Consider the following 1,713-nt stretch of genomic DNA (forward strand, 5'->3'; position numbering starts at 1 on the left):
AGTAAACTAATTAATTTAGTGAGTAAGATGAAGCTTATATCAAAGATTGGACTTTCAGCTCTGCTACTTGTGGCACTTGCTAGTTGCCAGAAGGGCATTATGAGCGACCTCTCAGAGTGTCCTCAGTACACCATATTTACATTCGATGTGCGGACACCCGATGAGATCAGTTATCCAGATGGTAAGATTGACGATATCCGAGTTTTCGCTTTCGACGAAAACGACCAATTGATCGGAGAGTGGAAGGAGGGCGGTGTAGCCTTCCTACCCGATTACGAGATGCGGACCAACCACTACCGCCCAGGCAAGACCACCACGTTCGTGGCGTGGGCGGCTAAGGATATGAGCCAGTACGACCTCTCTGCCTTCAAGGTGGGTGCCAAGAAGTCCGACCTCGTCCTATTTATGGCTAAGCAGACCGATAAGATCAAGGCAACCGCAGGTCCTCTCTACGTCGGGACTCCTAAGGAGGGAGCACTGAATCAGATTGACCGCGATGGTAAGGGGACGGTGATAGACCGTGTGCACTTCCCACTCACTCAGATCACCAACCACTTCAATATCGAGATTAGAGGGTTGGCACCTGGTCACCAATACACCATGACCTATACCGCCAAGAATAGCCGCTACGGATACGATGGGCAGCTACTCCCCGATACTCCATTTGAGTGGACCACCGATACCTTTGAGCAGAAGGTGAGCGAGAGTGGTAAGAGCGTTACGGTTAGTGCTACCTACGATATCCTTCGTCTGGTTCCTGGGGAGCGTGGCGATTACCTCATCACCATCACCGATGAGAGTGGTCAAGTGGTTTATGAGTTCGACCCACTGCACGACTATATCCTATATAGTGGTGTGGCGATGAGCAGTCCTAACCCATTCAAGGATCACCTCGACCTCAACCACGACTTTAATATCCGTATCCTCCTTCAGAAATACACGGAGACCTATATGGCGGTACAGGTAACCATCCAGAATTGGAACCTCGTCTTCCGCGACGCCCACCTATAATTATATAGCGATCTAAGGAGATGAAAAGAAATCGAATATATCACCTCGTTGCCCTTCTGATAGGCACCCTCTTACTCGGAGCTTGCAGCCAGCAATCCCCTAGTGAGGAGGCTATCAATAAGGGGGACTCCCAGACCTCGATGCACTTTGCTGTGCGGGTAGCGATGGATCGCTCCCTGCGTGGGGTCAATCAAGAACAGAAAGATGAGTCTGGAACTAAGAGTGAGCAAGGCATAAAGCAGGGGTTGGTGCTCTTCAAGGACTACCCTAGCATGCAGGCAACGCTTAGCGAAGAAACCGCAGGTACTGGAATATGGAAGTCGGCTCCGATGGCGTTGCAACCCGAGATGCCCACTCAGGTGGCGATGACGCTACTCCTCAATAGCAATTCACTTGGTACGCTTACGGGTACTGACTTCGCTCAGGATAGAGTAATAGAGCTGAAGGATCTTTTGGGCATTGCAGGAATCACAGGAGAGGGGATGCTGATGACTGCTACCATAAGTGACCCAACATACAACACCGTGACCATTGATAGCAATGCCACGGAGCAAGAGGTGCTACAAGGGAGTAAAAATAACTATCCTTTTGATGTAGAGCGTGTGGTCGCTAAGGTGCAGATCACCAAGTCGAGCAGTGTGACGGCTGAATTGAAGGGTGTAGGAACCATGAAGCTCCCCCTTACCTACAGTATGGCTGGGG

At 50.5% G+C, this 1,713-nt stretch carries 2 protein-coding genes; both read left to right on the forward strand.

Annotated elements, in window-relative coordinates:
• Positions 1–1,011: FimB/Mfa2 family fimbrial subunit (locus tag QVO39_RS01980; protein ID WP_288171546.1), on the forward strand; the 1,011-nt coding region annotated here is incomplete at its 5' end.
• Positions 1,012–1,031: 20 nt separating this feature from the next.
• Positions 1,032–1,713: hypothetical protein (locus QVO39_RS01985; protein ID WP_288171548.1), on the forward strand; the 682-nt coding region annotated here is incomplete at its 3' end.

This window comes from Porphyromonas sp. CAG:1061, from assembly GCF_000435035.1.
In the GTDB taxonomy this organism is placed as follows: Bacteria; Bacteroidota; Bacteroidia; order Bacteroidales; family Porphyromonadaceae; genus Porphyromonas_A; species Porphyromonas_A somerae.